This window comes from Streptomyces sp. SID4985 (assembly GCF_009863025.1).
GTDB lineage: Bacteria > Actinomycetota > Actinomycetes > Streptomycetales > Streptomycetaceae > Streptomyces.
Map to the genome: position 1 here is coordinate 1 of NZ_WWIR01000346.1, position 7320 is coordinate 7320.

At 71.4% G+C, this 7320-nt stretch carries 9 protein-coding genes; 5 read left to right on the forward strand and 4 right to left on the reverse strand.

Going from position 1 to position 7320, the window contains the following annotated elements:
- The 4 genes from GTW40_RS14480 to GTW40_RS14495 form a co-directional block, all read left to right on the forward strand.
- The coding region (locus tag GTW40_RS14480) for a hypothetical protein (protein WP_161180584.1) at positions 1-911 on the forward strand (911 nt) is incomplete at its 5' end.
- Between the two features lie 90 nt (positions 912-1001).
- Positions 1002-1691, forward strand: coding sequence for a peptide-methionine (S)-S-oxide reductase MsrA (gene msrA, locus GTW40_RS14485; protein ID WP_161180585.1), 690 nt, complete (start codon positions 1002-1004; stop codon positions 1689-1691).
- Positions 1692-1841: 150 nt separating this feature from the next.
- Positions 1842-2195, forward strand: coding sequence for a DUF6247 family protein (locus GTW40_RS14490; protein WP_161180592.1), 354 nt, complete (start codon positions 1842-1844; stop codon positions 2193-2195).
- Complete coding sequence (locus GTW40_RS14495; RefSeq protein WP_161180586.1) at positions 2192-2464, forward strand: hypothetical protein; 273 nt, start codon at positions 2192-2194, stop codon at positions 2462-2464. Before GTW40_RS14490 ends, GTW40_RS14495 begins: the two co-directional genes overlap by 4 nt.
- 51 nt (positions 2465-2515) lie before the next feature.
- On the opposite strand, the gene GTW40_RS14500 is transcribed toward GTW40_RS14495, so the two are convergent.
- The gene (locus GTW40_RS14500; protein WP_161180587.1) at positions 2516-3559 is read right to left on the reverse strand and encodes an NAD(P)-dependent alcohol dehydrogenase; all 1044 of its coding nucleotides are present in this window, start codon (positions 3557-3559) and stop codon (positions 2516-2518) included.
- Positions 3560-3745: 186 nt separating this feature from the next.
- On the opposite strand from GTW40_RS14500, the gene GTW40_RS14505 reads away from it, so the two are divergent.
- Positions 3746-4636, forward strand: coding sequence for a helix-turn-helix transcriptional regulator (locus GTW40_RS14505; RefSeq protein ID WP_161180588.1), 891 nt, complete (start codon positions 3746-3748; stop codon positions 4634-4636).
- Positions 4637-4694: 58 nt separating this feature from the next.
- Here the strand turns inward: GTW40_RS14505 and GTW40_RS14510 are convergent, their stop codons facing one another.
- From GTW40_RS14510 to GTW40_RS14520, 3 genes are all read right to left on the reverse strand, one after another.
- Entirely contained in the window at positions 4695-5378 is a 684-nt protein-coding gene (locus GTW40_RS14510) for an ABC transporter ATP-binding protein (protein WP_161180589.1), read from the reverse strand.
- A gap of 67 nt (positions 5379-5445) precedes the next feature.
- Positions 5446-6921 carry an ABC transporter permease gene (locus GTW40_RS14515; RefSeq protein WP_161180590.1) on the reverse strand — a complete coding sequence of 492 codons (1476 nt, stop codon included), beginning with the start codon at positions 6919-6921 and terminating at the stop codon, positions 5446-5448.
- A gap of 137 nt (positions 6922-7058) precedes the next feature.
- Positions 7059-7320, reverse strand: a 262-nt coding sequence (locus tag GTW40_RS14520) for a L,D-transpeptidase (protein WP_161180591.1), incomplete at its 5' end; no start/stop codon positions are given.

Sequence of the window (7320 nt, forward strand, 5' to 3'; positions counted from 1 at the left end):
CGCTCGCCGCGGTCGCCCGCGGCGAGTGGGAGCCCGCCGCGGAGGCGATGCACGGCATCGGCCGGGACTGGGAGCGGCGCTCGGCGTTCACGGCGCTGCTCGGGGACAAGGCGGCCGAGGCCGACGAGTGGCTGCTGAGCTGGGAGGACGCGCGTCCCGACGACCCGGACGCGGCGGTGGTCCGGGCGAGCTCCACGGTGACCCTGGCCTGGAAGCTGCGGGGTGCGAAGCGGGCCAAGTACACCACGCACGAGCAGTTCGACGGCTTCCGCCGGACGCTGGAGAGCGCCCCCGCGGACGTGGCGCGCGCGGCCGCGCTGAACCCGGACGACCCGACCCCGTACGTCAAGGAGATCTGGATCGCGCTCGGCCTCGGCCGCCCGAACGCCGAGATGGACACCCTGTGGGCCAAGCTCACCGAGCTCGCGCCGCACCACTACGAGGCGCACTTCTCGGCCCTCCAGTACTGGTGCGCCAAGTGGCGCGGCTCCGAGCGTCTGGCGACGAGCTTCGCCGAGCGGGCGGCGGCCGGTGCCCCGGCGGGGAGCCTGCTGACGGTCCTGCCGCTGATCGCCCACCTGGAACACGACGAGTCGGACGACACGGCGGCCGAGAACACCCCGGAGATGATCGCCCGCGTGAACACCGTCCTCGCGGACGTCGCGGCCGCCGACCCGTCCCACCCCCGCCTGCCGGAGGTACGCCACCTGCTCGCGTACTTCCTCCGCCTCCAGGGCCGCGACAAGGAGTCGCTGGAGCAGTTCCGCCTGGTGGACGGGTACGTCGAGGCGCTCCCGTGGCGCTACCGGGTGAACCCGGCGGCGGAGTACTGCGCCTTCCGGAACGCGACGGCGAAGGCGGCGGAGGAGGTGGCGGCAGAGGTGTCGACGGAGGCGGCGGCCGGGGCGTGACGGGGCCGGAATTCGAGCGAGGCCCGGGCCGTTGCACTAACCGGTGGCCCATGAACCACCCCCGAACCACCCACAGGGAGACGAGACCCCATGCTCTTCGGCCGCACACCGCAGCTGCCCACCCCTGAGCAGGCGCTGGCGGGGCGCACCGTGCCCGCCTTCGAGGTCCCCGACCACCACACCGTCCTCGGCACCCCGCTGCTCGGCCCGTACCCCGAGGGCCTGGAGGTCGCGGACTTCGGCCTCGGCTGCTTCTGGGGCGCGGAGCGCAAGTTCTGGCAGCTCCCGGCGGGTGTCCACACGACGCTGGTGGGCTACGAGGGCGGCTACACCGAGAACCCGACGTACGAAGAGGTCTGCTCGGGCCTGACCGGCCACACGGAGGCCGTCCGCGTGGTCTACGACCCCGCGGTGATCTCCTACGACCGCCTCCTGAAGACCTTCTGGGAGTCCCACGACCCCACCCAGGGCTTCCGCCAGGGCAACGACGTCGGCACCCAGTACCGCTCCGCCATCTACACCCACACCCCCGCCCAGGCAGCCGCCGCGGAAACCTCCCGCGCGGCCTACCAGAAGGTCCTCACCGCCTCCGGCCTCGGCACGATCACCACAGAAATCCTCCCCGCCGAAGGCCGCGCCTTCTACCCCGCCGAGCCCTACCACCAGCAGTACCTGGACAAGAACCCGGCGGGCTACTGCGGCATCGGCGGCACGGGCGTGTCGTGCCCGATCGGGGTGGCTCCGGCGGACATAACGCCTCCCCGCACCCCGGGCAACTAGCGTCGCGCGGCCCACCGGGCGGCGCCCGAGTACTGTGTCGCGGAGGTACGGAGCCGTATCGCTTCTGCGTCACTCGTTCGAGCGGTGAGAAAGTGATCCCGCCCGGTTCGCGTGCCGCGCGGGATCAGAATCGCGCCCATGGGAGCAGCCATGACCACCGACGCCGCTGGGCAACCCCTCATCCCCCAGCCACCCGCCACGGTCGCCGCGCTGCGCCAGGCCATCAGGCAGATCGCGCCCGCTGCCCTCCCGGCCTTCACCCAGGAACTCGACCAAGCGGCCGACCAGGCACGGCACGGCTCGGATCTCGCGCCACTTCAACGGTTCGTCGCTCAGTGGGCCGTCTACGTCCACATCCAGCGCCATCCCGACGTGGCGGCGGACCTCCGGCACTGGGAGGACATCGCCGAGTCGGGTGACGCTGCGCAGGCCCGCCGGTCCGCTTCCCGCATCGGGCGCATCCTGGACGCGGCCCACGCGGCTGTCGGTCTCCCCGCCCGGTGAGCACGGACTGGCACTGGGAGTACGACCCCGATCACGAGCACGTGGTGGGCGGTGTGCCCGCTCACGTGGTGGCGGAGGTGGAGCGCCTGGCCGGCCAGCTGGTCGATCTCGCCCGCATGGGCATCGATGTCGGCCATCTCGGCAACGGCCCCCGACCGGGCGGTCTGCGCCGCATGGACGCCGCGGGCGGCTGGTTCTATTTTCTCGTGGCACCCCGCGATCCACTGATCATCGTCGTTCGTGTCGTGCCACCGTTCGATGCCCTGTAGCGGCCGCCGGGAGGGATCCGGCCGGAGACCGGGTCCCTCCCGGACTTTCGGTCAGATCGTCGCCGTGTCGATCACGAAGCGGTAGCGGACGTCGCTGTTCAGAACGCGCTCGTAGGCGTCGTTGATCTCTTCCGCGGCGATCAGTTCGATCTCGGCGCCGATGCCGTGCGCCGCGCAGAAGTCCAGCATCTCCTGGGTTTCGGCGATGCCGCCGATGCCGGAGCTGCTGAGGCTGCGGCGGTGGCCGAAGAGGGACTGGAGGGTGATCTGGACGGGCTCCTCGGGGAGGCCGACGTTGACGAGGGTGCCGTCGGTGCGGAGCAGGGACGCGTAGGCGGCGAAGTCCAGCGGCGCGGAGACCGTGTTGAGGATGAGGTCGAAGGTGCCGGCCAGTTCCTCGAAGGTCTTGGGGTCGCCGGTGGCGTAGTAGTGGTCGGCGCCGAGACGGAGGCCGTCGTCCTGCTTGCGCAGGGACTGCGACAGGACGGTGACCTCGGCGCCCAGCGCGTGGGCGATCTTGACGGCGACGTGGCCGAGGCCGCCGAGGCCCACGACCGCGACCTTCTTGCCCGGACCCGCGCCCCAGTGCCGCAGCGGCGAGTACGTGGTGATGCCCGCGCACAGCAGCGGCGCGGCCACGTCCAGGGACAGCCCGTCGGGGACGCGGACGACGAAGTCCTCGTTCACGACGATGTTCTGGGAGTAGCCGCCGTAGGTGGGCTCGCCGTCCTTGCCGACCGCGTTGTACGTCCAGACGGTGCCCGTGCCGGTGCAGTACTGCTCCAGGCCCGCCTCGCAGTTCTCGCACACGCGGCAGGAGTCGACCATGCAGCCGACGCCTACCCGGTCGCCGACCGCGAACTTGGTCACCTCGGGGCCGACCTCGGCGACCACGCCCGCGATCTCGTGGCCGGGGACCATCGGGAAGATGCCCTCGGCCCAGCCGTCGCGGGCCTGGTGGATGTCGGAGTGGCAGATGCCGGTGAACTGGATGTCGATCAGTACGTCGTGATCGCCGACCGGCCGTCGCTCGATGGTGGTCCGCTCCAGCGGGGCCTTGGCGGCGGGTGCGGCGTACGCGGCAACAGTGGTCATGCCGGAACTCTCCTGGTGGGGGTGGTCGTACCTGCCCGGCCGGGGTCCGGTCCGGGCACTCTTCCAGCCTGCCCCCAGTAGCCCCGGGCCGCCCAGTCCTCCCCTCTGCGTACGACCGCCGTGCCTACCACTGGCAAGGTCAGGCTCCCGGACCCACGCACGGGCGCGGGCACGGATACTGGCCGTATGGACGAACAGCCGGAGGCGGCCGGCGGCCGGGCCCTGGACCGGCGGGCCGAGCTGAGCGAGTTCCTGCGCAGCAGGCGGGCCCGGCTGAAGCCGGACGACGTGGGCCTGTCCGGCTTCGGCAGGCAGCGCCGGGTGCCGGGGCTGCGCCGCGAGGAGCTGGCCCAGCTGGCCGGGGTCTCGGTGGCGTACTACACCCGCCTGGAACAGGGCAACGGGCGCAACGTCTCGGCGGAGGTGCTGGACTCCATCGCCCGCGCGCTGCGGCTGACCGACGCCGAGCACGCGCATCTGATCCACCTGGCGCGGCCGAAGGCGCACAAGAAGCGGCCCGCGGCCCGGCAGCCGCAGGTACGGGGCGCGCTGCGCGAACTCCTTGAGGCGATGGACTCGGTGCCCGCGTACATCGTCGGGCGCCGCTCGGAGATCCTCGCCTGGAACCGGATGGCGGCGGCCCTCTTCGGCGACTGGGCCCGGCTGGCCCCCGCCGACCGCAGCTGGGCCCGTCTGGTGTTCCTGCACCCGCCGTACCGCGAGCTGTTCGTGAACTGGGAGCAGAAGGCGATCGACATCGTGTGCGCGCTGCGCATGGACGCGGGCCGCTTCCCGGACGATCCCCGGCTGTCGGCGCTGGTGGGCGAACTGTCGGTGAAGAGCGAGGAGTTCCGCAGGCTCTGGGCCACCCACGACGTCAAGGAACAGTGCCACGGCCTCAAGCAGCTGCACCACCCGCTGGTCGGCGCGCTCGCCCTCAGCTTCGAGAGCTTCCGCGCGGCGGGCGACCCGGACCTCTCCCTGGTCACCTACCACGCCGAACCGGGCTCCCCCTCGGCCGAGTCCCTGCGCCTGCTGTCGAGTTGGGGCACGGACGCGGCCCGCGCCACGCTGTAGGCCGCGCGGCGGAGCAGCCGTGGAGGGCACCCGGGACGACCGCCCGGGTGCCCCCGCGTCAGGCGTCCGCGTTCTCCCGCACCGTGATCCTCCCCTTGCGGATCGTCGCCAGGCGCGGCGCCTTGCGGGCGATCGCGGAGTCGTGGGTGACCATGACGAAGGTCAGCCCCTGCTCCTTCCACAGACGTTCGAGTACGTCCATGATCTCGTCGCGCATGCTCTCGTCGAGGTTGCCGGTCGGCTCGTCGGCGAGCAGCACCTTGGGCTTCTTGACCAGCGCGCGGGCAATGGCGACACGCTGCTGCTGGCCGCCGGACATCTCCGAGGGGAGGTGTCCGAGGCGCTCCCCGAGACCGACCGACTCCAGTGCCTCGGCGGCCAGTTCGCGCCGCTGCTTCGCCTTGACGCCGAGGGGGACGAGGGCGGTCTCGACGTTCTCCTGGGCGGTGAGCGTCGGTATGAGGTTGAAGGACTGGAAGACGAAGCCGATGCTCTCGCTGCGCACCCGGGTCAGCCGGGCCTCGGAGAGCTTGGCCAGATCGGTGCCGTCGAGGACGACCTCACCGGACGTGGGCCGGTCGAGCGCGCCCAGCATCTGGAGCAGCGTGGACTTGCCGCCACCGGTGGGGCCCTGGATGACCAGCCGGTCACCGGCGCCGATGGTGAGGTCGACGTCGTCGAGGGCCAGGACGGTGTCCTTGCCGCGGGTGTAGCGCTTGGTGACGTTTCTCAGTTCGTACATGGGGGCTCCTGGGAGGGGTTCGGGGTGGGCCGAGGCGGGATACCGGCGGGCCCGAGGGCCGCGGTGGCTACTCCACGCGCCGGAGGGCGTCCGCCGGGCGCAGCCGGGAGGCGCGCCAGCCGCCGAAGGCCCCGGCGACCAGGCCGCCGGCCACCGCGAGGCCCACCGCGAGCGCGATGGTGGTGACGCTGACCGGGGCGGTGAGGGCGACCTCCAGGGTCTTCGCCGCCTGCCGGCCGCGGCCCCCGAAACCGCCGCCGCCACCGCCGAACCCGCCGCCCCCGAAGCCGCCGCCCCCGAAGCCTCCACCGGAACCCGTGCCGCCGAGCTGCGCCTGCAGCGTGGGGCTGATCGCGGTGACCGCGTACGCACCGGCCAGGCCGAGCGCGATACCGAGCGCGCCGCCCACCAGGCCGTTGACCATGGCCTCACCGGCCACCTGGCGCACCACCCGGCCCGACTTCCAGCCGAGCGCCTTCAGCGTGCCGAACTCGCGCACCCGGCGGGAGACGGCCGCCGAGGTCAGCAGCCCCGCCACCAGGAACGCGGCGATCAGCACGGCGATGGACAGCCAGCGGCCGACCTTGGTGGCGAGCGAGGAGGCGGTGGACAGCGAGCCGGAGACCGTCTTGGCGAGGTCGGCGGAGGTGGTGACCGTCGTACCGGAGACGTTCTTCTGGATGGCGCTCTTGACGTCCGCGATCCGCTGGGAGTCGGTCGCCCGGACGTAGACCGTGGTGACCTTGTCCTTCTCGTCCGCGAGGGTCTGGGCCCGCTTGAGCGGGATGTAGAGATTGGCCGCCGGGTCGCCGCTGTCGGCGGTGGCGATGCCGATCACCTGGAACTTGGTGCCCTTGACGGTGACGGTCGAACCGACCTTGTACTTCTTCTGCTTGGCGTAGGCGGAGTCGACGACGGCCACCGCGGCATCGGTCTCGGACGTCTTGAACGTACGGCCGCTGGTCAGCTTGGAGGAGGACAGCGGGCCGAGGGCGGTGCGGGTGACGTCGGTGCCGAAGACGGTGTACTGGTTGATGTCGAAGTCGGCTCCGCCGCCACGGACTTCGCCCTGCGGCTGACCATAGCCGCGCGAACGGCCGCCGCCTGAGCCGCCGTTCTGCTGGAACTGACCCCGGGTGAACTGCCCGTTCACCTTGAACACGTTGAGGCTGAGGCCACCGGTGGCCTCCGAAACCCCCTTCTGCGCCGCGACCTTGGAGACGGTCGAGGAGGGAAGGGTGGTGAAGCCCTGCACCATGACGCGGTCGCTGCTCTGCTCGGAGTCGTCGTCGCTGCCGCGCGCGTCGAACTTGAAGCGGGGCCGCTCCGCGCCACTGGAGTCCGGCGTCGACGCCTTGGTGACAGTCATGTCCGTGCCCAGGCCGTAGAGCGACTGGAGCACCTTGTCCTGGGCCGTACTCATGCCGCTGGACACGGAGTTGACCACGATGACCAGGGCTATGCCCAGGGCGAGACCGGAGGCGACGACGAGGGCCGCCTTTCTGCGGCGGCGCAGTTCGCGCTTCAGGTAGGTGAAGAACATGGCGGCACGGTAGGGAGGCTGCGTGATGGCTTGCTGAGGCCGCGATAAGAGGGGGATGAGAAGCGCCGGAAAACGCCGGTGCCGCCCTCGTGAAAGGGCGGCACCGGCGCGCTCGGGTCAGTCGGAAGAGGGTGGGATCAGGCGGCCGAACCGGCCTTCCACTGGGCCCAGTCCATGTTCCAGCCGTTGAGGCCGTTGTCCGGGGACACGGTCCTGTCGCCGGTGTTCTTGATGACGACCACGTCACCGACCAGGGAGTTGTTGAACATCCAGGCGGCCGGGGTGTTCGGGTCGTTGGCGCCCTTGGTGTCGGACAGACCCACGCAGCCGTGGCTGGTGTTCACGCTGCCGAAGATGGACTTCGCGCCCCAGTAGTTGCCGTGCAGGAAGGTGCCGGAG

Bases quoted from the DNA above. Each gene is read 5' to 3' on its own strand.
- GTW40_RS14510 (WP_161180589.1), bottom strand. From the start codon at position 5,378: ATGTACGAACTGAGAAACGTCACCAAGCGCTACACCCGCGGCAAGGAC.
- GTW40_RS14515 (WP_161180590.1), bottom strand. From the start codon at position 6,921: ATGTTCTTCACCTACCTGAAGCGCGAACTGCGCCGCCGCAGAAAGGCG.
- GTW40_RS14500 (WP_161180587.1), bottom strand. From the start codon at position 3,559: ATGACCACTGTTGCCGCGTACGCCGCACCCGCCGCCAAGGCCCCGCTG.
- GTW40_RS14490 (WP_161180592.1), top strand. From the start codon at position 1,842: ATGACCACCGACGCCGCTGGGCAACCCCTCATCCCCCAGCCACCCGCC.
- GTW40_RS14505 (WP_161180588.1), top strand. From the start codon at position 3,746: ATGGACGAACAGCCGGAGGCGGCCGGCGGCCGGGCCCTGGACCGGCGG.
- msrA (WP_161180585.1), top strand. From the start codon at position 1,002: ATGCTCTTCGGCCGCACACCGCAGCTGCCCACCCCTGAGCAGGCGCTG.